Origin of the sequence: Aliivibrio sifiae, assembly GCF_002954705.1 — a bacterium.
Taxonomy (GTDB): domain Bacteria; phylum Pseudomonadota; class Gammaproteobacteria; order Enterobacterales; family Vibrionaceae; genus Aliivibrio; species Aliivibrio sifiae_A.
On sequence record NZ_MSCO01000003.1, the window covers coordinates 76138 to 100247 of the forward strand.

Below are 24110 nucleotides of genomic sequence, written 5' to 3' on the forward strand. Positions count from 1 at the left end.
TCGCCTTTTATTTGCCATTTATAAATGATAGGAGTAGCATTTCTCTCATTGATTGGTGTTATCGTCGATCTCAGGTGATGGATTTCCACCTTTAACCGCTCTAATTTAGAGATAATGATTCCTACTGTAGCGTATCCTGATCAGATGATTCTGATTCTATTGGGATAGATCCGTCTATAGTAGAGTTGTTTGTTATTTCTCTTCTCTTCTAAGATAGTCTATCCTTTTGATTAACCATTATTAAAAGATAGATATTCATGGTACATCCTTTAAATCGAAATTTTCAAAACCTTTTTCAAGTATTCCGTTGGTCTTTACTTGTACTTCCGGTTGCTTTGCTTGTTGGTTCATTTAATGCCTTCTTTCTATGGTTGCTCAGTGAAGCAACTCAGACTCGGATCAACAACCCTTGGTTAATTTACCTTTTACCTCTTGCTGGATTAGTGATTGTCTACAGTTACCGTAACTGGGGTAAGAACTCTGCGGGAGGTAATAACCTGATTATGGATGAAATAAATCAAGCAGGAGAAGGGGTTCCAGTCCGAATGGGACCTTTAGTTTTGATAACCACGGTAATTACTCATCTGTTTGGTGGCTCAGCGGGTCGTGAAGGAACAGCCGTTCAAATTGGTGGGGCGACTACTGATTGGCTTTCTAAGGTGTTTAAACTTTCCGAACAAGACCGTCGAATGATGCTAACTGCAGGTGTTGCTGCGGGCTTTGCGTCTATCTTTGGCACGCCATTTACTGGAGCTATCTTTGCGCTTGAAGTGTTATTTATTGGGCGTATTAAATTTAATGCAATTATTCCTGCGTTATTAGCGGCAATTTTAGCAAATGCTGTTGCTTCGGCATTGGGTGCGCATCATACGCATTATCTAATTAGTTTTGACCAGGTTAGCACTCTGTTTGGCCATGCGGTTGATATCGATTTAGTCTTGATGGCGAAAGTGATTGTTGCGGCGATTGCGTTTGGTTTGGCTGGTTATCTGTTTGGTGAATTAACACATGGTTTTAAAGACCTATTTAATGCCACACTAAAAAATCCATATTTGATTGTGGTCGTTGGTGGTTTGATGGTTATCGCAATTACACAGTTAATTGGTAATTACGACTACATTGGTATTGGTGTCTATCCAAGTCGTGATGGTGGTGTAAGTATTACCTCTGCTTTTTCTGCGGGTGGTGCAGAGTGGTATAGTTGGATTTTAAAATTATTACTAACCGCGATCACATTAGCAGCAGGATACAAAGGTGGTGAAGTAACACCTTTATTTTTTGTTGGTGCGACCTTGGGTAATTTCCTTGCTTGGGCGATGGGGGCTCCGGTTGATCTATTTGCCGCACTAGGTTTTTTAGCTGTGTTTGCTGCTGCGACTAATACACCTTTAGCTTGTACTATTATGGGAGTTGAGTTGTTTGGAGCTGATTACTTACCGTATTTTGCGTTAGCGTGTTATATCGCGTATTACTTTAGCGGCCATACGGGAATTTATTCTTCTCAGCGTGTTGCTGTATCAAAAACATTAGAGCACGGTCGTGATCATGATGGCTCTAATAAAATTGGTTCTTACCGTGAGCATCATTCTTCGTGGCTAAAACATCTAGCTAAAAAGTTGACGAAAAAAGAAGACAAATAGTTTCACGTGAAACATCTAGATTAGAATCTAGTGTGCTTCTCCACAAAAAAGAATATTGCATTTGATAGTGTCAGAACTATGGATGACAAAGGTATTTTTTTGCTACGAAGCACACAAGGTTCAATATGAATTGTTATATACAAAGCTCAATATGCGTTCACTCACAAACTCAGCCAACCACTTGATAACTTCCTTTTCTGCCATTTCATTTCTTCTGTACTTTCTTTATACTCCGAACACATTCAGGTTTTTCATTAGAAAAACCTGAAAGAAACTTGTCGGAGTGCTTAGTATTTTATAGTACGAGCTGAGACCGCATTGCGGGATCCGTAGAACCTGATCAGGCTAATACCTGCGAAGGGAACAAGAGATAATTTAACTCTTAGTTTATTAGTAACTAGCCGAATTATTTAATGATAAATCGTAGCTGAATTTTAGCTTTAATTTATTTGTGTAATTCATAACATATAGATATGTAGGTTTATCTGCTGTTGTATCTAAAACTAAGAATCCTCTTGCTACAACTCAAATCCGACAAGCAATTATTCTATTTTAATCAAGGAATTTTGCTATGTCGTCAAGTCGTAAACAAGCACGTTTAGATGCTAAAACTAATATCGAATCGCTTTCGATTCAACCATACCCAAACTCAAGTAAAGTTTATATCGAAGGTTCTCGTCCCGATATTCGTGTACCTATGCGTGAAATTTCTCTGGCTGATAGTTTAGTCGGTGGCAGTAAAGACAACCCCATTCTTGAGCCAAATGAACCTATTCAAGTCTATGACACTTCTGGTGTTTATACAGACCCAAGCTATGAGATAGATGTTTATCAAGGTTTGCCAAAATTACGTGAGCGTTGGATAGAGGAGCGAGCTGATACAGAAATGCTGAATGGTGTTAGTTCGGTTTATTCTCAAGAAAGATTGGCCGATGACACCTTAGATGAACTTCGTTATGGAAACCTACCAACAATTCGCCGGGCTAAACAAGGCCAGTGCGTTACTCAACTCCATTACGCTCGCCAAGGCGTTATCACTCCCGAAATGGAATACATTGCGATCCGTGAAAACATGGGACGTCAAAAGTTTGCAGATGAGCAGTTAAATCATCAACACCCCGGACACAGTTTTGGGGCTAACTTACCTAAAGAAATTACTCCTGAATTTGTGCGTAAAGAAGTGGCAGAAGGCCGCGCTATTATCCCATCAAACATAAACCACCCAGAAGCAGAACCAATGGTCATCGGTCGTAACTTCTTAATTAAAGTTAACGCCAATATTGGTAACTCGTCTGTCAGTTCATCAATTGAAGAAGAAGTAGAAAAGCTGGTTTGGTCGACGCGGTGGGGTGGAGATACTGTCATGGATTTATCCACTGGCCGAAATATTCATGAAACCCGTGAGTGGATTCTACGTAATAGCCCAGTACCCATTGGCACCGTTCCAATGTATCAAGCGTTAGAAAAAGTGAATGGTGTTGCTGAAGAACTAAATTGGGAAGTGATGCGAGATACTTTAATCGAGCAAGCTGAACAGGGGGTTGATTACTTTACCATCCATGCAGGTTTACTGCTTCGTTATGTTCCTATGACAGCAAAGCGAGTGACCGGTATTGTTTCTCGTGGCGGTTCAATTATTGCTAAATGGTGTTTGGCTCACCACCAAGAAAGCTTTTTATATACGCACTTTCGCGAGATTTGTGAAATCTGTGCTAAGTACGATGTGGCCTTATCTTTGGGTGACGGACTTCGTCCGGGGTCAATAGCTGATGCTAATGACGAAGCGCAATTTGCTGAATTAAGAACGTTAGGTGAGCTAACCAAAGTTGCATGGGATTACGATGTACAAGTCATCATTGAAGGCCCTGGTCATGTACCAATGCATATGATTAAAGAGAACATGGACGAGCAACTTAAACATTGTCATGAAGCACCATTTTATACCTTAGGTCCATTAACCACAGATATTGCTCCTGGTTATGACCATATCACTTCAGGTATTGGTGCCGCCATGATTGGTTGGTATGGCTGTGCCATGTTGTGTTATGTGACGCCAAAAGAGCATTTAGGCTTACCAAATAAAGAAGACGTTAAGATTGGATTGATTACTTATAAATTAGCCGCACACGCAGGGGATTTAGCTAAAGGTCATCCTGGGGCACAAATTCGTGATAACGCTTTATCAAAAGCACGATTTGAATTCCGTTGGGAGGACCAATTTAACCTATCACTTGATCCCATCACCGCTCGTGAATTTCATGATGAAACTTTACCGCAAGAATCAGGCAAAGTTGCTCATTTCTGTTCAATGTGTGGGCCTAAATTCTGCTCTATGAAAATCTCTCAGGAGGTTCGAGAGTACGCCAAAGATATTGATCAAGTTGCATTAGACCAAGCGATTGAGATCAAAATGATTGATGATCCACTCGAAGGTATGCGTCAAAAATCAGCAGAGTTTAAAGCGTCAGGTTCTGAACTTTATCATCCTGCGGTGGAAGCCGAATAGGGCTATGTCCTTTTTATTATTACATTAAACCGTATTTATTAAGACCGGTGTTTCACGTGAAACACCGTTTGGAGATAGCAGTATGTATTCGTTTCCTTCAATAGATAAAAAGAAATTTAGATTGTATCCGGTCGTCGATGATGTGTTATGGATTGAGAGGTTATTAAAGCTCAATGTTCAGACTGTCCAATTACGTATTAAAGATGCAGGTCAACCTGACTTAGAGCAGCAGATAGCCAAAGCAATAGAACTTGGTCGTTACTATAACGCACAAGTATTTATTAATGATTACTGGCAATTGGCCATAAAGCATCAAGCCTTTGGTATTCATCTTGGTCAAGAAGATATAGAGATAGCGGATTTACAAGCAATATCGGATGCTGGTATTTGTTTAGGATTATCAACTCACGATGACTGTGAGTTATTAAAAGTAAAAGCCTTAAACCCAAGTTACTTAGCGCTTGGTCATATATTTCCAACACCAACCAAAGATATGCCATCTCAACCTCAAGGTTTAGATAATCTTGCAAACAATCAAAAACTCGCTGGAGATACACCAACCGTTGCCATTGGTGGAATCGATCTATCAGTCGCTGAAGTAGTATGGCAAACCGGAATAGACAGTATTGCTGTCGTTCGAGCTATCACTCAAGCAAGTAATATTGAGGGCACCTTGGCTCAGTTTAATTCTATTTTGGCTCAATCTAGATCTGAACCAAAGAGGGAAAGCCAAGCGATGAGCGACGTAGAGGTGATGGATGAGTAACCTGTTAATGGAAGGCCTCAATGACCAAGACTTCTTGCGTTACAGCCGTCAAATAATGCTGCCTGAGTTTGGTGATAAAGGACAGTTATTACTAAGAAATAGCACTGTGTTGATGATTGGTTGTGGCGGACTTGGTTCTGCGGTTGGCATGTATTTATCCGCTGCAGGTATCGGGACGTTAATTATTGCTGATGGAGATAATCTTGATCTTGGTAATTTGCAACGACAGGTTATTTTCCGTAAATCAAACCTTAAACAAAATAAAGCCATTGCGATGGCACAACAGATAAAAGAGCTAAATGGCCAAGTGAATGTGGAGGTGATTAATCATCGCTTAACTGAACCTGAGTTATCTCGCTTTATTAATCAGGTCGATGTTGTCCTAGATTGCACGGACAATTTAACCACTCGCCATGAGATAAACTCTGCTTGTGTTAAGCAACAAATCCCACTCATTTCTGGAGCAGCAATTGGTTGGCAAGGACAGTTGATGTTGTTTTCCAATCAACCAACTATTGAGACAAAACAATCAGCCTGTTATCACTGCTTGTTTCCATTCGCTCAAAGTCAACAAACTCAAAACTGTCAATCTTTTGGAATTATTGGCCCTGTGGTTGGTATGGTCGGTAATCTACAAGCATTAGAAACGATTAAGTACTTAACCCAACCTGAATGGATGACGTGGAATTCATTTTATCAATTTGATGGAAGAACTCTGGCATGGGCAACCATTCATATCCCTAAAGATCATAGTTGTCCTGTGTGTGGGTCGCTAACTGATTTACAAGATGTTTCATGTGAAACATATAACAAGAGAGTATTGGTCAGTGAATAATTTAATTAGTATTGAACTAAACGGTGTGAAGTATCGAGTCGATAAGACGTTCACTTTATTTGCGTTTCTATCTCAACAGCAGATAGATACCCAAGGGTGTGCTTTAGCTATTGACCAACAAATTGTTCCAAGAAGTGAGTGGCAGCAACGTGGTTTATCTAATGGCGAATCAATCTCTTTATTTCAAGCAATAGCAGGAGGCTAAGATGAACGAATCATTAATCATTGCCGGTAAATCTTTTTCATCACGTTTGTTTACTGGTACGGGAAAATTTCCTAATTCATCAATAATGCAAAAGGCCTTAATTGAATCGGGTTCAGAGCTAGCAACAATGGCATTAAAACGAGTTGATGTAAGTAATCCAGAAGACGATATTTTAAAGCCAATCGTTAATGCTGGTATTAATTTATTGCCTAATACGTCAGGAGCAAAGAACGCAAGAGAAGCTATCTTTGCCGCTCAACTTGCCAGAGAAGCATTGCAAACTAATTGGCTAAAATTAGAAATTCACCCAGACCCTAAGTATCTGATGCCCGACCCAATTGAGACATTAAAAGCAGCAGAGGAACTTGTTCGCCAAGGTTTTATCGTCTTGCCTTATTGCCATGCAGATCCGGTTTTGTGTAAGCGATTAGAAGAGGTGGGTTGTGCTGCTGTGATGCCATTAGGTGCACCCATCGGTTCAAATAAAGGGATTGTGAGTCGTGATTTTTTAGAGATTATTATCGATCAAGCGAGAGTGCCTGTTGTGGTTGATGCCGGGATTGGTGCGCCATCTCATGCGGCTTTTGCTATGGAGCTTGGTGCTGATGCTGTGTTGGTGAATACCGCAATTGCAGCAGCAAGAAATCCAGTGGCAATGGCAACAGCATTTAAGTTATCTGTTCAGTCTGGACGATTAGCGTATGAAAATGGTTTGGCGTCTGTGAGTTCTCAAGCGGTGGCATCAAGTCCGTTAACGGCATTTTTGGACTAGCAACCTAATTTAAGGAAAGGCGATGACGTTTACGAAAGAATGGAAAAACTTGAATTGGGATGAGGTAAAGCTCTCAATCTATAGTAAAACAACACATGATGTAGAAAGAGCATTAAATAAGTCAAAGCGTAATTTAGAGGATTTTAAAGCCTTAATCTCTCCTGCAGCAGAAGCCTATTTAGAGCAGATGGCTCAAGAATCAGCGCGCTTAACTCGCCAACGCTTTGGTCATACGATGGGATTTTATATACCTCTTTATTTATCGAACTTGTGTGCGAATGCTTGTACGTATTGTGGGTTCTCTATGGAGAATCGCATTAAGAGAAAGACACTTAATCAAGATGAAATAGCTCAAGAAATTACAGCAATTAAAGCGATGAATTTTGATAGTGTGCTGTTGGTAACTGGTGAGCATGAAACTAAAGTTGGGATGAATTATTTTCGTCAAACACTTCCGCAAATAAAGCGCAGTTTTAATTACGTAGCTATGGAGGTGCAACCGCTTGATCAATCTGAATACGCTGAATTGAAAATCTTGGGTTTAGATGCGGTGATGGTGTATCAAGAAACTTACCATCCATCTACCTATGCAGAGCATCACCTTCGAGGCAATAAAACGGATTTTAACTACCGGTTAGAAACACCGGATAGATTAGCTAAAGCGGGGGTTGATAAAATTGGCATAGGGGCGTTAATTGGTTTGGAGGAGTGGCGAACGGATTGTTTTTATGTTGCTGCACATTTAGATTATCTTGAGCGTACTTATTGGCAAACAAGATATTCCATTTCCTTTCCACGGTTACGCCCGTGTGAAGGGGCTTTGCAACCTAAATCAATCATGAGTGATAAACAACTTGTTCAACTCATTTGTGCTTATCGATTATTAAACTCTGAAGTTGAATTATCATTGTCTACCCGTGAATCGGAATACTTCAGAGATAACGTATTACCTCTAGGGATTACATCTGTGTCTGCGGCATCAAAAACTCAGCCGGGTGGCTATGCTAATGATGACGAAGAATTAGAACAGTTTGCTATCAGTGATGATCGTTCAGCAGCTAAGGTTGCAGAAGCGGTTCAGGCTAGGGGGTTTGAACCTGTTTGGAAAGATTGGGAACGGAGTTATTCTAACTAGTGTTTCACGTGAAACCTGTATACGTAGTGAGAGCGATTATGACAAGAACACCACTTAAGTTTAAGTGGTGTTCTGCTTTTATGAACCTTAATGATTATCTTTTATAGATGTTATTTACGAAGCTGACGTATCAGTTCTTCGGTTGGACGAACAATGGCTACGATCATCTCATCATACATTCCTGATGCATTGGTAGTGATCGTTAATAGATTATCCAGTTGCTTTGATGTTGGCTTCTTACCTTTTTCAAGCTCTTGAATAACACCTAATGTTGCTGTTGCTACTTCAATATGTTTTGTCGCTAATGGTGCCGTATCAAGAGAGGCGATATTGTTTTTAAAGATCATCTCTGATGTTTGTGCACTATTTAGAACAGTTTGATAGTGCTGCTGTAGCGCTTTTAAATCAGCCTTATTATTTACTGCTGTTTCTGCAAGTTTCATCATACCTAGTACTGCAAAGCTTTCTACAGGAACGGCGTCAGCAAAACGATTCAATCTTTCATATTGATTGTATAGTAACTAGTTATGAATTAACTTTCGTAACTTAATTCAGTGGTCGCTTGTTTAAGCCATTCTTTTACTTCGCCATCAACTAATGGGCTAACTTCGTCCCATACTTTTTGATGGTAATTGTTTAACCAAGCAAGTTCTGGACGGTTCAACATATCAATATTGATTAAGCGTTTATCAATCGGGCAACGAGTTAGTGACTCAAAACCAAGCACTGAAAAGTCACCTTTAGTTTCAATTTCAACAACCAATTCTAGGTTTTCAATACGAATACCAAACTCATCTGCACGGTAGTAGCCTGGTTCGTTTGATAGCACCATACCAGGAAGAAGCGCGGTATTGTTTACCACTTTAGCTATGCGTTGTGGCCCTTCGTGAACACTTAGGAAGTGACCAACTCCATGTCCTGTACCATGATCATAATCGTAGCCTTGTGCCCATAAATGTTGACGAGCAAGAATATCTAGTTGATGACCACATGTACCTTTAGGGAAACGAGCAGAAGCCAAACCAATATGGCCTTTTAGTACCAGGGTAAATTGCTGTTTGATGTCATCACTTGGTGTGCCAACCGCAAGAGTTCGAGTGATGTCTGTTGTTCCGTCTGGATATTGGCCACCTGAATCAACGAGGTACAAACTGTTCATTTGTAGCTTACCTGGCTCAGGTTGGTTTTCATGATTATAGTGGCACATTGCGGCGTTGCCTGCGGCGGCTGAAATGGTATCAAAACTTAAATCAGCTAAACTTGCATCTTCTTCGCGGAATCCTTGAAGTTTATCAGAAAGTATCGCTTCGTCATGTAGATTACCGGCCTCGATTTCTGTATCAAACCACGTTAAAAATTTCACCATTGCAGCACCATCACGAACATGACACGCTTTCATGCCTGCTTTTTCGGTGTCGTTTTTAGCCGCTTTTGGCAATAAGCATGGATCAGATGCTTCAATAATATCGGCACTAGCACCAGACAGTACTAATGACATCCACGCGTTTGACGTTGCAGAATCAACCAATATTTTTTTACCTGTTAGTGATTCTAAAATTGATTGCAGTGCTTCTGGGTGATGAACTCGCACACCTTGGCCTACATGCTCACTGAAATTTACAGGAAGACGACCTGGATCTAAGAAGAAGTCGACAGTTTCATCGGAATGAATGATGGCGTGAGACAGAAGTACTGGTAGGCGAGATACATCTAAACCACGTACATTCAATAACCAGCAGATTGAATCTAATTGCGTTAATAAAGCAGCATTCGCGTTTTTCTTTGCGACTGCTTGCGCGATTTGTTTACGTTTATCTGTGCTTGATTGACCAACTAGGTCAATAGGCATTAAACGAACATCTGACACTTTTACTTCTGGGCGGTCTGCCCAAGAAAGGTCAATAGGGTTAGTTGTAATTACTTCTAAAGAAACAAAACCATCAACCGTTATCGTTGCATTTTTTAACCATTGCGCTGTATGCATTCTAGGATCTACTGCGACTTTTGAATTAGTAGCAAGCGTATCTTTTATCCATTCTAATAATGGTTCTTCATGTAAATGGCGGTACTCAAACACATCCGCTGGAACTTGTTTACGAACCTGAACTGTATAGCGACCATCAACAAAAATTGCAGCTTTATCTTTGGTTATCACCGCTGCACCAGCAGAGCCTGTAAATCCTGTTGCCCATAATAAACGTTCATTATGTTCAGGAATATACTCGCCTAAAAACTCATCTTCATGTGGAATGATAAGTGCGTCAAAATCTTGTTTAACAAGCCATGAGCGAAGTTGCTCAATGCGTTGAGAAGTCTGTGGGTGCATCTGAGTATCCTTATTAGTGTTCTGTCCATATATGGCAAGGCAGAAGCGGGATTATTATTTGAGTTATAACCTAGCGTTTTTATCACGCATCTGCAATTGTTGATGCTGATAAATCTTTACAGCGATTAATTATGGTATTGCGCAGCCAGCAATTTGCAGCATCACTCTCTTTTTGTTGATGCCAGAAAAGCGTATAAGCCATTTGCGGTAACTCGGTAGGCAAAGGTAAAACAATCAAATTAAGTTGTTTTGCTATCAGCTTAATAAAGTGACTAGGTGCAGTGAAAATGAGATCGGTATGAGTGCATAAACTTGCTGCACTATTAAAGTCAGGCACAATGATACCAATACTGCGTTCAAGTCCTTTATCAGCCAATTTATAGTCAAGTAACCATTGATCTTTGCCATCACAGCGAACTTGAACATGGCGCTGTTGAAGGTAAGCATCTAAGGTCCACTCTTGAGTTAATACGGGATGGTTTGGTCTAACCAAACACATCTGACTGTCTCGGTAGATCTCTTGCCCTCGAATATCTTCTGGCATCTGCATTGTGATATTCGCGTATTTAGGGTCGAGGTCTTTCCCCGTAATTCCAATATCCATCTCACCTGATTGTAATTTTTTTAAGGTTGTCATGTCCCAAGGGTGAGTATCTAACATGACATTAGGGGCTTTATTTAAAATATAAGACATGAAGTGTGGCAGTAATAATGGATAAGTACTCTCCACTAGCCCTAATCGGAATCGATAATGGCTGTGCTGAGGTTCAAAACTGGATGCTTCAGTAATGGTTTCTAAATGACTTAATAATGTATGCAGTTGACCTTGCAGGTTGCGCGCTTTGGCAGTGGGTTGCAGACCATAAGCGGTACGAGTAAATAAGGGATCATTAAATTGTTCTCGTAATTTCGCTAAGTTTTTACTGACTGCGGACTGACTTAAACATAAACGTTGAGATGCCCGAGTAACGCTTTTTTCTTCTAATAATAGGTGCAGAGTCAAAAGTAAGTTGAGATCGATCTTAGCCAACTTTTCAAAGAACATAGAGATATTCCAAATTAGAATGTTAGATTTGAATATAAACCATTTCTGTTCATATCTCTAATTAAGTACACTTCTCAAACTATTTTAGGAGTTACACATGCACACGCCAGTTTCAGCTCAATCAGCGACATCGCTAACACAACAATCAGATAAAAAGATTATCGCTCTAATGGTTATCTTGGTTTTATTCAGTCCATTAGCCATTGATATTTATCTTCCTGCTTTGCCTATGATGGTCAGCGAATTTCAAGTTGATCCAACATTAGGTCAAGATACTATTACGTGGTTCATGTTTAGTATGGGTCTTGGACAGTTATTTGCAGGCCCATTAGCTGATCGTTATGGCCGTCGACCAATAGCATTAACGGGGATTATTATTTATGGCTTGAGTGCTGCGTTAGCGTACTCGGCTCAAGAAATGGAAATGTTATTAATTGCTCGATTATTGCAAGGTTTCGGTGCATGTGCGACAGCAGTTGCAGCATTTGCATCGGTTCGTGATTCATTTGGTGCAGAGAAAAGTGGACGAATGATCAGCTACCTTAATGGCGCAATCTGTTTTATTCCTGCATTAGCCCCAATTTTAGGCAGTTACTTAACAGCTCATTTTGGATGGCGTTCAAACTTTAGTTTTATGGCTGGTTTCGCATTAGTGGCTTTAGCGTTGATCGTTATTAATTACAAAGAAACAAAACCAAAAGAGACAGTACAAACGGGGCGCTTGATCAGCCCATCACGTTATTGGTCTGTATTACAACATCCAACCTTCTTACTGCACGCGACATTATGCATGTTATCGATGGGTGTTATTTTAGCCTATGTAACTTCAGCTCCTGTATTCCTGATTGATAAATTAGGATTAACAATGAGAGAGTTTACCAATTGGTTCGCGGTTAATGCTGTGATTAACATTGCTGTGTGTTTTATCGCGCCTAAATTCATGCTCAAATTTGGCACGAAGAATGTTTTATTATTTGGTTTATTCGTATTAGTCATCTCTGGTGGCTTAATGTTAGGTTTTCAACATATTCAGCAAGCTTGGGCATTTATGATCCCAATATTCTTTGCTTCTGTAGGCTATGCATCAGTGCTAGGTTCTGCGGCAGGCAAAGCGTTAGCACCGTTTGGTGATAGAGCGGGTACAGCCGCGGCATTATTAGGGTTATTTCAAATGAGTGGTGCAGGCGTCATTGTTGGCACAATGCAAAGATTAGCACTCCCTTCTGCACAACTCTTAACGCTAATGATGTGGCTTCTTATCCCAGGCTTGCTGATCCTATTAACGAAAACAGGTCAACGTTGGCATTCAGGTGTTACTGAGAAGTAATTCCTATAAATTGAACAGAAAAGGAGCAATTTTGTTTCTTAATATATTCAGTTAATGTGACTTTCAGTGTATATTCAGCACTATTACTAATATTGACGATTGAAAGGCAAAACACGCAATGTCGATGTCTATTATTGAAATGGCTCGTGTTCTAGAGCAGATGGAAGAGTCACCAGAAAAATTAATGTTTGGTAAGCTCTTATCTGAGTTAGGAAACCAAAGCCAAGAGCGCGTAAGAAGTGCTGCGCGCCAAGTGTCTGTTCCTACATTGCGTGATCTTATTTACCAATTTCAAGTGGTAATTGAAGAGCGCAAAGGCGAAACAACAAAGAAATTAGCTGAAGAGATGGCAAAAGAAGGGGTTTCTTTAGAAGACTTCCAAGCTTATCTAGCAAGCAAATAAGTTACTTTAGTAATACCAATTTCACTAATTATCTGTTCATTTTACTGGTTAAATAGATCATCTAATTAATTACATTGGTATAAATAAAAAAAGCAGCGAGCGATCGCTGCTTTTTTATGCCTAACGTTTGAGTTCGGATGGTGTTATCTTTCTGTTACTTTCGCTTGTTCTTTTTCTTACCATAGAATTGCTGTATCAATAATCCACATACAATCATAATTAAACCAATTAGAGTTGATGGATGTATTTCTTCACCGATAATATTCGCGAGTAGTAATAAAGAAATAAAAGGAGAAGCAAAAATCAGGTTACTAATACGGGCGGTATTCTGAGTTAAACGTAATGCAGATAGCCATAAAACAAAGGTGATCCCCATTTCAAATAGCCCAACATAAGACACGGCCAACCAACCACTCATTGGGATATGAGCCCAAGGAGCACCTTCATAAAAACTTAAACCTATTGCTACTGGAAGCGCGACTAAGAAACCGAGCAGTAATCCTAAAATTGGGTCCGCTTTATTCTTGGTGTTCAGTATCCAATACCCAGCCCAAAGCAGTGTTGAAAACAACGCTAACCCCACGCCTAGTGGGCTATCAAACTCTAGCGCCAAGACGTTACCTTTGGTTGCAATTACTATCACACCTAAATAACCCAACACACAAGCAATCCAATCTTGTTTTCTGATTTTTTGACCAAGAAAAACCGCAGCCATTAATGTGAGTGTTATTGCCCAGCTGTAATTTAGAGGCTGAGCTTGAGATGCGGGTAATAAATCATAAGATTTAAATAACACCAAGTAATAAGCAAGAGGGTTAATTGCGCCAAGTAAAATGTAATACAAAGGGTTGGCAACAAAAGTATCAACGAGTTTAGATAATGTTTTTTGGTAGGCAGCAACAGCAACTAAAGCAAGGATAGATACTGCACTAGCAATTGTCAGCATTTGAGTTGGGGTAAAGAACTCCAATGTAATTTTAAAAGCGGTGGCGACGGTTGACCATAATAGAACCGCAGCGATGCCAAATCCTAAAGCGCGACGTTCGTTCATTGTTATTATTCTCAATTAGAAATCCATTTAAGGCAGGAGTTTACCTGTGCTTGTAAAATAGTGTTAACTGGACATTTATCCAGTATCAAAATATCCTATAAGAATAAGTTTTTGTATTGAGTGAGTTATGGAATTTTTGAATCAATTTGGTGGCCATTTATTGTTTGGTTTTGTTGGAGCAAGCATTGCTTATGCTGTCGCTCATGTGTTGGCTAATAGCCGAAATCAGCAAGAATTAGCGTTGTTAGAGCATGAATTAGAATCAGAAAAAAAACTCAACAATAATCAATTGAGCCAATTAACCCAGCAATTAGAAAAACAGCAAACAGAACTCGATGAGTTAGATGGTGAAAGAGATCAGTTAGCGCAAGAACAAAAGCAATCACATGGCCGTTTAATGGCAGCGATGGAAAAACTTCGTTATTTTGAAGCAATTCAAAAAGAAAAAGAATTTCTTACACAGCAACTGGAGTTTTCTCGCCAAGCAAACTCAAATATCGAAGCTGAATTACGAGAGCAGGAAGCTCGTCATGAAGAAGAGCGCAAAGCCAGTTTAGAAAAAATGGAATTATTAGAGCGTGCTGAACTACGCTTAAAACAACAATTTGAAAATTTAGCTAACCAGCTGTTTGAACAAAAAACCAAAACGGTCGATGAGCAGAACAAAATTAGTTTAGAAGGTTTGCTGTCACCATTGAAAGAGCAGTTAGAAGGATTTAAAAGACAGGTTAATGATAGTTTTGGTTTTGAGGCGAAAGAACGCCACACCTTAGTTCATGAAATTCGAAGCTTACAGCAACTTAATGAGCGAATGACACAGGAGGCGGTAAACCTGACCAACGCGCTAAAAGGTGACAATAAACAACAAGGCAATTGGGGTGAAGTTGTTCTTGCGCGAGTTTTACAAGAATCAGGCTTACGAGAAGGTCATGAATACGACACTCAAGTCAGTATGGATGATGAAGATGGCAAACGTTTTTATCCCGATGTGATTGTTCACTTACCTGATGAGAAAGATGTCGTGGTTGATTCAAAAATGACCTTGGTTGCGTATGAGCGATTTTTTAATAGCGATGACTTTAATCAAAAAGAGCAAGCACTTGATGAACACTTAATGGCTATTCGTGCGCATTTACGTGGATTAAGTAAAAAGGATTACCACAAATTAAATGGCTTACGCAGTTTAGATTATGTATTAATGTTTATTCCTGTAGAGCCGGCATTCCAAGTTGCAATTGAAGCCGATCCATCATTAATTTCGGACGCGATGGAGCAAAATATTATCATCGTAAGTCCAACGACGTTACTTGTAGCGCTAAGAACCATCAGTAATTTATGGCGTAATGAAAGACAAAATCAGAACGCAAAAATCATCGCCGATCGTGCCAGTAAGTTATACGACAAAATGCGTTTATTTGTCGATGATATGGAAGCCGTCGGAGGTGCGTTAGATAAAGCGAATCAAAGCTATCAAGGTGCAATGAATAAATTAGCAACAGGGCGTGGCAACATTATTCGTCAGGCTGAAAGCTTTAAAGAATTGGGTGTTGAGGTAAAGCGAGATATAAATCGTCGTCTTATTGAACAATCTTTTGAAGCAGATACGATGCAAACACTTGGTGATAATGGGTTGGATAAAGTAGACTAGAGCGCTGTTGAATTCAGAGTGTAGGGATTCAGCGAACAATCTCTAGAGGACGAAAAATGACGGACAAGATGAACATTGCTGAAGAAACAACGCACTTTGGCTTCACTACAGTCGCGAAAGATGAAAAAGTCGCGAAAGTTGCAGAAGTATTTCACTCTGTAGCTGCAAAATACGACATCATGAATGACCTTATGTCTGGTGGTGTACATCGTGTTTGGAAACGATTCACTATTGATTGCAGTGGCGTACGTCCTGGCCATAAAGTTCTTGATTTAGCCGGCGGTACTGGTGACTTAACCGCTAAGTTTTCTCGTATTGTCGGTGAAAAAGGTCAAGTTATCCTAGCTGATATCAACAACTCAATGTTGAATGTTGGTCGTGATAAACTGCGTGATATGGGTATTGTTGGTAACGTAAACTACGTACAAGCAAATGCTGAAGAGCTGCCATTCCCTGATAATCATTTCGATTGTATTACTATCAGCTTTGGTCTTCGTAATGTTACAGATAAAGATAAAGCATTACGTTCGATGTTCCGCGTATTAAAACCGGGTGGTCGTTTGTTAGTTTTAGAATTCTCCAAGCCAGTTCTTGAACCACTATCAAAAATCTACGATGCATACTCTTTCCATTTATTACCTAAAATGGGTGAGTTAATCGCGAACGATGCAGATAGCTACCGTTATTTAGCTGAATCTATCCGTATGCACCCAGATCAAGAAACACTGAAAAGCATGATGGAAGACGCTGGTTTTGAGCAAGCAAACTATTACAACCTTACTGGTGGTATCGTTGCGTTGCACCGTGGCTATAAGTTTTAAAGGATAAAATAATGCCATTAGAACCGTTTGTAACAGGCGTAATGGAAACAGGGTTAAATACTCTGTTAAAAGAATCACCTGATAGCAAAGCTGCGCTGCTTAGGTTAAAAGAAAAAATCATTCATGTTCATTTAAATGAAGTGAACAAAGATTTGTATTTTATTTTTAGTCAGCAGCAAGTAGATATCCTGTCAAAGTTTGAAGGTGAGGTCGATTGCTACCTTGCTTTAAACCTTTCTGTTTTGCCGCAACTGCGTGAGAAAAACAACATAACTCAATTAATAAAACAAGATAAGTTGGTGCTTGAAGGTGATCTTAACCTCGCACAACAATTCTCTGCGTTATTAACTGAGCTTAAACCGGATGTGGAAGAGAAACTTTCCCAATATACTGGTGATATTGTTGCTCATACTTTAGTGAGTGGTGTAAAAAACAGTGCGTGTTGGGTAAAGAAACAAATTTCTCGTCAAACACGTCACGCGGCAGAAGTGTTAACTGAAGAATGGAAAATTGCACCAGCGCCGTTAGAAATTGCGCATTTTTGTGATCAAGTTTCTGATGTTGATACTCAACTTGCGGATCTTGATGTTCGTTTAACGCGATTATTGAATGCTTATCCAATGGAGCGCGCATGACACCATCAGAGCTAAAGCGTTTATATCACATCACCAAGGTTCAGCTTGAGTATGGATTAGATGAACTGCTGCCTGATCACGCGTTAACTCAACTACCAAAGCGTTTACGTCGAGGGCTTTTCTGGATAAAAAATAAATATCCAGAGAAACCATTAGGTGAACGCTTACGTTTGGCGCTACAAGAGTTAGGACCTGTATGGATTAAATTTGGTCAAATGATGTCAACTCGTCGTGACCTTTTTCCTCCTCATTTAGCCGATCAACTGGCATTACTGCAAGATCAAGTCGCTCCATTTGATGGCCAATTAGCTAAAGATCAAATGGAAATTGCACTGGGTGGGCCATTAGAAAATTGGTTTACTGAGTTTGATATTATTCCTTTAGCCTCTGCCTCTATTGCTCAAGTACATACAGCAAAGCTAAAAGAGTCAGGCCGAGAAATAGTACTTAAGATTATTCGTCCTGATATTCGTCCAGTTATTGAAGCTGATATTCGATTAATGTATCGAATGGCAGGGTTAGTTGAGCAACACATTCCAGAAGCTCGTCGTTTAAAGCCTGTTGAAGTTATTGAAGAATACGAAAAAACCTTACTTGATGAACTAGACTTAAGAAGAGAAGCCAGTAATGCAATGCAGCTGCGCCGTAATTTTGAAGGCAGTGAAGAGTTGTATGTACCAGAAGTTATTTTAGATTTAAGCTCTGAAAACTTGATGGTGTCTGAGCGTATCTATGGTATTCAAGTTTCTGATATTGAACAATTAGAAAGAAATAACACCAACATGAAGCTATTAGCGGAACGTGGTGTGTCTGTTTTCTTTACTCAAGTGTTTAGAGATAGCTTTTTTCATGCGGACATGCACCCAGGGAACGTGTTTGTAAATCCAGATAATCCAGATAATCCACAATGGATTGGATTAGATTGTGGTATTGTTGGAACACTCAATAAAGAAGATAAGCGCTATTTAGCTGAAAATTTATTAGGCTTTTTTAATAGTGATTATCGTAAAGTCGCACAATTACATGTTGATTCAGGTTGGGTTCCGGCGGACACTAATGTCGAAGAATTTGAATTTGCGATCCGCATGGTATGTGAGCCAATATTTGCAAAGCCATTAGGTGAGATATCTTTTGGGCATGTATTATTGAATTTATTTAATACAGCACGTCGTTTTAATATGGAAGTGCAACCGCAATTGGTTCTATTGCAAAAAACATTGTTGTACGTAGAAGGATTAGGGCGACAGCTGTACCCTCAACTGGATCTATGGGCAACCGCCAAACCGTTTTTAGAAACGTGGATGGCAAAACAAATTGGACCGGCAGCCTTCGTGACTGCTTTGAGTGAGAAAGCGCCATTTTGGGCTGAAAAATTGCCAGAACTACCAGATTTAGTTTATGACAGTTTGCGCCAGGGCAAAGTTCTCAATCAACGAATGGATAAACTCTACGCAGGGTATCGTCAAAGTAAGCGTCAACAAGCGAAAGGACAATTCCTATTTAATGTTGGAGCAACTCTGCTGATTTGTTCTGCGGTGTTATTAACCAGTAACATTACTGCGTTAGCATCAATTAGTGCTGCTACAGGAATCACGTTTTGGCTATTAAGCTGGCGAGCATATCGTTGATAAGCGTTATTCTGATTAGCAATTTTTTAACCCTAACACGCTGAGGAAACAAGCATGGGTGGTATTAGTATTTGGCAACTTCTTATTATTGCAGTAATTATCGTTCTGTTATTTGGTACGAAAAAATTACGCGGTGTAGGCAGTGATTTGGGTTCTGCAGTTAAAGGCTTTAAAAAAGCGATAAGTGAAGAAGATACAGCAAAAGATTCGAAAAAAGACGCTGATTTTGTTGCTCCTCAAAACTTAGAGAAAAAAGAAGCAGAGACAGTAGAAAAACAAAAGCAAAACGACAAAGAGCAGGCATAACACGTGTTTGATATCGGTTTTTGGGAACTGATACTGATCTCTGTTGTTGGACTCGTTGTATTAGGACCGGAACGTTTACCAAAAGCGATCCGCTCTGTGGCTCAGTTTGTTGGGGCAGCAAAAAGCATGGCGAATAACGTCAAAGATGAGCTGACACAAGAGCTGAAGATACAAGAGTTACAAGAAAATTTGCGTAAAGCAGAACAGATGAATATGGAAGACTTAGCGCCTGATCTTAAAAAATCAGTAGAAGAGTTAAAGCAAGCGGCAGCTGATGTCACTCGCCCATATGCAAAACCAGAAGAAACTGTAGATACTCCAAAAGTAGATACAGAAACGCCGGTAACATCTGATTCAACTTCTAAAACAAAAGCAGAGTAATTATGTCATCAGTTGAACACTCTCAGCCGTTGTTAACTCACCTATTAGAGCTAAGAAACCGTCTATTAAAGGCATTAATTGCCGTAATCGTGGTGTTTTTAGGTCTGGTCTGGTTTGCTAATGACATTTATGAGTTCTTATCAGCGCCGTTGGTAGAAAGATTACCAGCCGGTGCAACGATGATAGCAACTGATGTCGCGTCACCATTTTTCACGCCTATAAAGCTGACTTTGGTGGCATCGATATTTGTCGCTGTTCCAGTGATTCTTTATCAAGTATGGGCATTTGTAGCTCCTGGACTGTATAAGCATGAAAAGAAACTGATCATGCCGTTATTGTTCTCAAGCTCAATGTTGTTTTATGCAGGCGTTTCTTTCGCTTACTTTATCGTTTTTCCGTTAGTGTTTAGCTTTTTTACAAACATTGCACCGGAAGGCGTTCAAGTTGCTACGGATATCGCCAGTTATCTTGATTTTGTTTTAGCTTTATTCCTTGCCTTTGGTATCGCGTTTGAAATTCCCGTCGCCATCATTTTATTATGTTGGACAGGAGCAACAACACCTGAAACCTTAAAGCAAAAACGTCCATACATTGTTGTCGGTGCGTTTGTTGTGGGTATGATGCTAACACCGCCAGACATTATTTCTCAAACCCTACTTGCAGTACCTATGTGTATTCTGTTTGAGTTCGGTTTGTTCTTCTCTCGTTTTTATGTAAGGGAAGAAAATGAAGATGACATGGAAAAAGACGAAGCATAATACTTGTTAGAATAAATAAAATTGAAAGCGCTGATACTATATCAGCGCTTTTTTTTATTCTTTTTTAAGCCATAAATAGGGCGTTATTTTATTTTATTCGGCTATAGAGTGATCAGTATCACGGTTAGATTTTTAAGGCATGAGAGATAGTAGAGATAAAATGGAAAAGCCGTGTGCGAGATCTCTTACAAGTTAGTGAGATTTGGCGCTTTATTTGTAGTCGAAAATTATCGGTTTTTAGTTAACCTGTTGAAATTTAATACTTTTGTTTTTCGTGGTAAATAACGTATATTTTTTTTGCAAAAATTAGGATTTAGTCTATTGCTGAAATAGGTGAAAGGCGTAATCTCAATGGTGTCGGAAGGATGCTGACACGGAACAGGAACTAGCCAAGGATTTGGTACGCTTCAGGATGAGGCACTCGGTTACTTAGGATTAGTAATCGGCACGGATAGCGAAATGGACATTGAATGGACGCAATAGTAACTAGGATGGTTACTACTAAGGAAAGACAATGGACACCTCTAGGATTGAGGTAAATGGACTGCACATCAGGATGATGTAACGGACACCGCTCAAGGAACAAGCGAAGAGAGTTAACTACGGACTGTTAACGGATCAGGATAAGATCAAGGACACCGCTAGGATAGCGAGAAAGGAATGCACTGAAGGAATCAGTATACTATCAAGGATTTGATGCATGGAGCACCATTAGTAGCCGGATTGCTGCGAGTAAAGTTATAACCCCGTTAGACGAGAGTCTAGCGGGGTTTTTCTTGTTTGGGGTAAAGTAAAAAAGCAGGGTTCAGATCGGTCGCAAGCTCCCTTAAAGGTTTCAGGGGGATGTGTGATGAGTTTATCTATATTCGCTAGAAACTATACACTTCGCTAACCAGATACTATAAGAGCGAGTGTTTTGACGGTGGAATAGCAGCGTTGAAGAATCAAATTTTTCTCTTATAGAAGCGTTCTAGCCTCTAGTTAGCGAAGCGTATAGGCTCTTCCTGAAACCTTCAAGCGAAGCGATCTGAATCCTTATTACCAAAACGCCACGACCCGTGTGCGAGATCTCTTACAAACAAGTGCGCATTTTCTCTTTATTCATATCTAAATTGAACTCATTGTAAAATAAGTTATTGATAATAAAGAGCTAAGTTTGTGGTGGTAAAAGTAGGATAATTCTTTTTGCAAAAGTTTGAATTTAGTCTATTGCTGAAAATAATGAAAAGCGTAATCTTATTGGTGTCGGAAGGATGCTGACACGGAACAGGAATTAGCCAAGGATTTGGTACGCTTCAGGATGAAGCACTCGGTTACTTAGGATTAGTAATTGGCACGGATAGCAAATGGACATTGAATGGACGCAATAGTAACTAGGATGGTTGCTACTAAGGAAAGACGATGGACACCTCTAGGATTGAGGAAAATGGATTGCACATCAGGATGATGTAAGGGACACCGCTCAAGGAACAAGCGAAGGAGAGTTAACTACGGATTGTTAACGGATCAGGATAAGATCAAGGACACCGCTAGGATAGCGAGAAAGGAATGCACTGAAGGAATCAGTATACTATCAAGGATTTGATGCATGGAGCACCATTAGTAGCCGGATTGCTGCGAGTAAAGTTATAACCCCGTTGGACGAGAGTCTAGCGGGGTTTTTCTTGTTTGGAATAAAGTAAAAGCCTATACGCTGCGCTAACTAGATACTATAAGAGCGAGTATTGTTACGTTGGAATAACAATGTTGAAGAATCAGATTTTTCTCTTATAGAAGAGAAGCGTTCTAGCCTCTAGTTAGCACTGCGTATAGGCTCTTCCTGAAACCTGAACCCTTCGAGCGTAGCGATCTGAACGCTATTGTTTTCTCTTAAATCCCAAAAAGTCTTTTCGCATTCGCTGTTGTAATCGCATCCACATCCGCAAGACTCATCTCACGTAAATCAGCCACACGTTGAGCAACTAACTGTGTATATGCAGGCTCATTACGCTTACCACGATGAGGTACAGGGGCTAAATATGGGCAATCAGTCTCTAGAATTAAGTAATCCATATTAAGATGAGGGATTATTTTATCCATACCACCATTCTTAAAGGTAGAAACACCGCCTAAACCAAGATGAAAGCCTAAATCATTAATTGCTTTAGCTTCGTCAACTGAACCACCAAAGCAATGGAAAGTGCCTGATAACGAGCCATCTTGCTCTTGTTCAAGAAGGGTTAATGTCTCTTCAATAGAATCACGAGTATGAATAACAACAGGCAGTTTCATCTCTTTTGCCCAATTTAATTGGGTGATAAAAGCCATCTCTTGTTCAGCTTTAAAGGTTTTGTCCCAGTATAGGTCAATACCTATTTCACCTACCGCAATGAAGTTGTGTTTCTCAAACCAAGAGTGGATTGTCGCTAGGGTTTGCTTAACATCAGCATTCACATAGCAAGGGTGTAATCCCATCATCGAGCGACAAATATCAGGGTAGGCAGCCTCGGTTTTTAGCATAGGTTCGATAGATTCTAAGTCGATATTTGGTAATAAAATTAGATCAATACCTTGTGCTAAGGCGCGTTGAACCACTAAATCTCGGTCTTCATCAAATTCTTTTGCATATATGTGAGCATGAGTATCAATCATAATTAAGGCTCTTTTATTAAAATTATATTTTCTATCATACCAAGTTAATCGTAAAAATCAGATCTCTAAGAAAATTTGGATTCAAAAGGCGATGGGTATATATTGATCGCATCATAAATACAAAAGGAGCTCAGTGTGTCTGTATCCATTCAAGGTGCGTTTCCAAACCGTCGTATGCGTCGTATGCGTAAGCATGAATTTAGCCGTCGTCTAATGGCTGAGAACCAATTAACCGTAAATGATTTAATCTACCCAATGTTTGTGCTTATGGGTAAAGATCGTCGTGAAACCGTAGATTCAATGCCAGGTGTTGAGCGTTTATCGATTGATTTACTACTTGAAGAAGCACAGCGTTTATATGATTTAGGCATCCCTGCGATTGCACTTTTCCCAGTGGTTTCTCAAGATGCTAAAAGCTTATGTGCAGCAGAAGCTCACAATCCTGAAGGCTTAGTTCAGCGTGCTGTGAAAGAATTAAAAGCTCACGTACCAGAGCTAGGTGTGATTACTGATGTGGCATTAGACCCATTCACGACTCACGGTCAAGATGGCATTATTGATGAAAATGGTTACGTGATGAATGACGTAACGACAGAAGTTCTAATTAAGCAGGCGTTATCGCATGCTGAAGCCGGTGCTGATGTGGTGGCTCCGTCAGATATGATGGATGGCCGTATTGGTGAGATCCGTAAAGCGCTAGAGAAAGCGGGTTATGTTCATACGCAAATCATGGCGTATTCTGCAAAATATGCGTCTTGTTACTACGGCCCGTTCCGTGATGCAGTCGGTTCATCGTCTAACTTAAAAGGTGGTAATAAGAAAAACTACCAGATGGACCCAGCAAATAGTGATGAAGCAATTCATGAAGTTGCAATGGACATCAATGAAGGTGCAGATATGGTAATGGTGAAACCAGGCATGCCTTATTTGGACATCGTTCGTCGTGTTAAAACTGAACTTCAAGTTCCTACGTTTGCTTATCAGGTATCGGGTGAATACGCGATGCACAAAGCCGCTATTATGAATGGTTGGTTGAGTGAGCGTGATACGGTGATGGAATCTTTATTATGCTTTAAGCGCGCAGGTGCTGATGGCATTTTGACTTACTTTGCGAAAGATGTCGCTGAGTGGTTGGCGGAAGAGAAATAAGAGTAAGGTTCAGATCGCTTCGCTTAAAGGTTTCAGGGGTGAGTGTGGTGGGTTTTGGTGTTAACTAGAGACTATACGCTGCGCTAACTAGAAACGATAAGAGCGAGAATCTTGTAAGTTCTTTAATCCTAAAAAAACAAAA

The 24110-nt window shown here is 40.0% G+C and carries 22 protein-coding genes and 2 riboswitches; of the genes, 17 read left to right on the forward strand and 5 right to left on the reverse strand.

Annotated features, from left to right (window positions below; all coding sequences use genetic code 11):
• Positions 1 to 64: 64 nt before the first annotated feature.
• Positions 65 to 131: riboswitch (Fluoride riboswitch) on the forward strand.
• A 126-nt stretch (positions 132 to 257) separates the two neighbouring features.
• The 7 genes from BTO22_RS17755 to thiH all read left to right on the forward strand — a co-directional run bounded on the left by BTO22_RS17755 (position 258) and on the right by thiH (position 7859).
• The gene (locus BTO22_RS17755; RefSeq protein WP_105056643.1) at positions 258 to 1640 is read left to right on the forward strand and encodes a voltage-gated chloride channel family protein; all 1383 of its coding nucleotides are present in this window, start codon (positions 258 to 260) and stop codon (positions 1638 to 1640) included.
• Between the two features lie 269 nt (positions 1641 to 1909).
• A riboswitch (TPP riboswitch) is annotated at positions 1910 to 2020 on the forward strand.
• A gap of 191 nt (positions 2021 to 2211) precedes the next feature.
• On the forward strand, positions 2212 to 4146 hold the full coding sequence (gene thiC / locus BTO22_RS17760) for a phosphomethylpyrimidine synthase ThiC (RefSeq protein WP_105056644.1): 1935 nt from the start codon (positions 2212 to 2214) through the stop codon (positions 4144 to 4146).
• An 82-nt stretch (positions 4147 to 4228) separates the two neighbouring features.
• The gene (gene thiE / locus BTO22_RS17765) at positions 4229 to 4912 is read left to right on the forward strand and encodes a thiamine phosphate synthase (RefSeq protein WP_105056645.1); all 684 of its coding nucleotides are present in this window, start codon (positions 4229 to 4231) and stop codon (positions 4910 to 4912) included.
• Entirely contained in the window at positions 4905 to 5747 is an 843-nt protein-coding gene (locus BTO22_RS17770; protein WP_105056646.1) for a HesA/MoeB/ThiF family protein, read from the forward strand. Before thiE ends, BTO22_RS17770 begins: the two co-directional genes overlap by 8 nt.
• Complete coding sequence (thiS, locus tag BTO22_RS17775; RefSeq protein ID WP_181044697.1) at positions 5740 to 5952, forward strand: sulfur carrier protein ThiS; 213 nt, start codon at positions 5740 to 5742, stop codon at positions 5950 to 5952. Before BTO22_RS17770 ends, thiS begins: the two co-directional genes overlap by 8 nt.
• 1 nt (position 5953) lies before the next feature.
• Complete coding sequence (locus tag BTO22_RS17780; protein ID WP_105056648.1) at positions 5954 to 6724, forward strand: thiazole synthase; 771 nt, start codon at positions 5954 to 5956, stop codon at positions 6722 to 6724.
• Positions 6725 to 6746: 22 nt separating this feature from the next.
• Positions 6747 to 7859 carry a 2-iminoacetate synthase ThiH gene (gene thiH / locus BTO22_RS17785; RefSeq protein WP_105056649.1) on the forward strand — a complete coding sequence of 371 codons (1113 nt, stop codon included), beginning with the start codon at positions 6747 to 6749 and terminating at the stop codon, positions 7857 to 7859.
• A gap of 110 nt (positions 7860 to 7969) precedes the next feature.
• Here thiH and BTO22_RS17790 read toward each other — a convergent pair whose 3' ends face one another.
• The 3 genes from BTO22_RS17790 to BTO22_RS17800 all read right to left on the reverse strand — a co-directional run bounded on the left by BTO22_RS17790 (position 7970) and on the right by BTO22_RS17800 (position 11230).
• Entirely contained in the window at positions 7970 to 8356 is a 387-nt protein-coding gene (locus BTO22_RS17790) for a hypothetical protein (protein WP_258132688.1), read from the reverse strand.
• Positions 8357 to 8391: 35 nt separating this feature from the next.
• Positions 8392 to 10185: an aminopeptidase P family protein gene (locus tag BTO22_RS17795; protein ID WP_105056650.1), complete on the reverse strand. Its 1794-nt coding sequence runs from the start codon at positions 10183 to 10185 to the stop codon at positions 8392 to 8394.
• Between the two features lie 82 nt (positions 10186 to 10267).
• Positions 10268 to 11230, reverse strand: coding sequence for a LysR family transcriptional regulator (locus tag BTO22_RS17800; protein WP_105056651.1), 963 nt, complete (start codon positions 11228 to 11230; stop codon positions 10268 to 10270).
• A 97-nt stretch (positions 11231 to 11327) separates the two neighbouring features.
• On the opposite strand from BTO22_RS17800, the gene BTO22_RS17805 reads away from it, so the two are divergent.
• Together BTO22_RS17805 and tsrA are read left to right on the forward strand one after the other, a co-directional pair.
• The gene (locus tag BTO22_RS17805; RefSeq protein ID WP_105056652.1) at positions 11328 to 12557 is read left to right on the forward strand and encodes a multidrug effflux MFS transporter; all 1230 of its coding nucleotides are present in this window, start codon (positions 11328 to 11330) and stop codon (positions 12555 to 12557) included.
• Between the two features lie 118 nt (positions 12558 to 12675).
• The gene (gene tsrA, locus BTO22_RS17810) at positions 12676 to 12960 is read left to right on the forward strand and encodes an H-NS-like global regulator TsrA (protein ID WP_065594514.1); all 285 of its coding nucleotides are present in this window, start codon (positions 12676 to 12678) and stop codon (positions 12958 to 12960) included.
• Between the two features lie 154 nt (positions 12961 to 13114).
• Here the strand turns inward: tsrA and BTO22_RS17815 are convergent, their stop codons facing one another.
• A complete protein-coding gene (locus BTO22_RS17815) occupies positions 13115 to 14011 on the reverse strand; it encodes a DMT family transporter (protein WP_105056653.1) in 897 nt (298 codons plus the stop codon).
• Positions 14012 to 14138: 127 nt separating this feature from the next.
• Between BTO22_RS17815 and rmuC the strand changes: the two genes are divergently transcribed.
• From rmuC to tatC, 7 genes are read left to right on the forward strand one after another with little or no spacing between them, the layout of a single operon-like run.
• Complete coding sequence (rmuC, locus tag BTO22_RS17820) at positions 14139 to 15659, forward strand: DNA recombination protein RmuC (RefSeq protein ID WP_061005016.1); 1521 nt, start codon at positions 14139 to 14141, stop codon at positions 15657 to 15659.
• 56 nt (positions 15660 to 15715) lie between these two features.
• Entirely contained in the window at positions 15716 to 16480 is a 765-nt protein-coding gene (ubiE, locus tag BTO22_RS17825) for a bifunctional demethylmenaquinone methyltransferase/2-methoxy-6-polyprenyl-1,4-benzoquinol methylase UbiE (protein WP_060993427.1), read from the forward strand.
• 11 nt (positions 16481 to 16491) lie between these two features.
• Positions 16492 to 17115 (forward strand): ubiquinone biosynthesis accessory factor UbiJ, encoded by a 624-nt coding sequence (locus BTO22_RS17830; protein ID WP_061005014.1) that lies wholly within the window; start codon positions 16492 to 16494, stop codon positions 17113 to 17115.
• A complete protein-coding gene (gene ubiB, locus BTO22_RS17835) occupies positions 17112 to 18743 on the forward strand; it encodes a ubiquinone biosynthesis regulatory protein kinase UbiB (protein WP_060993425.1) in 1632 nt (543 codons plus the stop codon). Before BTO22_RS17830 ends, ubiB begins: the two co-directional genes overlap by 4 nt.
• Positions 18744 to 18797: 54 nt before the next feature.
• Positions 18798 to 19049, forward strand: coding sequence for a Sec-independent protein translocase subunit TatA (tatA, locus tag BTO22_RS17840; protein ID WP_105056654.1), 252 nt, complete (start codon positions 18798 to 18800; stop codon positions 19047 to 19049).
• 3 nt (positions 19050 to 19052) lie between these two features.
• A complete protein-coding gene (tatB, locus tag BTO22_RS17845) occupies positions 19053 to 19430 on the forward strand; it encodes a Sec-independent protein translocase protein TatB (protein ID WP_060993423.1) in 378 nt (125 codons plus the stop codon).
• Positions 19431 to 19432: 2 nt separating this feature from the next.
• Complete coding sequence (gene tatC, locus BTO22_RS17850) at positions 19433 to 20188, forward strand: Sec-independent protein translocase subunit TatC (protein WP_061005007.1); 756 nt, start codon at positions 19433 to 19435, stop codon at positions 20186 to 20188.
• A gap of 1869 nt (positions 20189 to 22057) precedes the next feature.
• Here the strand turns inward: tatC and BTO22_RS17855 are convergent.
• Complete coding sequence (locus tag BTO22_RS17855; protein ID WP_105056655.1) at positions 22058 to 22819, reverse strand: TatD family hydrolase; 762 nt, start codon at positions 22817 to 22819, stop codon at positions 22058 to 22060.
• 135 nt (positions 22820 to 22954) lie between these two features.
• On the opposite strand from BTO22_RS17855, the gene hemB reads away from it, so the two are divergent.
• Positions 22955 to 23968 (forward strand): porphobilinogen synthase, encoded by a 1014-nt coding sequence (gene hemB / locus BTO22_RS17860; RefSeq protein WP_105056656.1) that lies wholly within the window; start codon positions 22955 to 22957, stop codon positions 23966 to 23968.
• Positions 23969 to 24110 lie beyond the last annotated feature (142 nt).